General features: G+C 64.4%; 1 protein-coding gene. It reads right to left on the bottom strand.

The window, feature by feature from the left end; translation table 11 throughout:
• Positions 1–71: 71 nt before the first annotated feature.
• A complete protein-coding gene (locus MKK82_RS11365; RefSeq protein WP_243985757.1) occupies positions 72–254 on the bottom strand; it encodes a hypothetical protein in 183 nt (60 codons plus the stop codon).
• Between the last annotated feature and the right edge of the window lie 108 nt (positions 255–362).

Genomic DNA, 362 nt, shown 5'->3' with positions numbered 1-362 from the left:
GATGCCGAGCATGAAGCCACCCAGTTGGGCCAGCAGACGGGCGGCGAGTTCGTGGTTCGCGTCGGGCTCGGTCATGCCTTCCGCCGCCTGCGCCTCGGCTTCTTCGGCATCGTCTTGGCCAGCACGTTCCGGATCTCGCGTAGGATCAGATCGGTGGCAACGGGATTGTCGGTCTCCTCGGCCACGTCGACGAGCACCTCAATGATCTTGAGGGCTTCGTATGGGTACATCAGCGGGGCGGGTTCATCGGCCATCGCCTCATCCCTGCAACGGAAAGCCCATAATCACGGCGGTCTTCACCATCGTGCGGCGCAGCCCCGCGCGTCCCCTATGCCTTGGCTCCGGCCCATACCTCCGACAAG

This window comes from Methylobacterium sp. E-046, assembly GCF_022829625.1.
Classification (GTDB): domain Bacteria; phylum Pseudomonadota; class Alphaproteobacteria; order Rhizobiales; family Beijerinckiaceae; genus Methylobacterium; species Methylobacterium longum.
This window is presented reverse-complemented; position numbering and strand designations above follow the sequence as displayed.

Coding starts and splice junctions, on each gene's coding strand:
- MKK82_RS11365 (WP_243985757.1), bottom strand. CDS start 254: ATGGCCGATGAACCCGCCCCGCTGATGTACCCATACGAAGCCCTCAAG.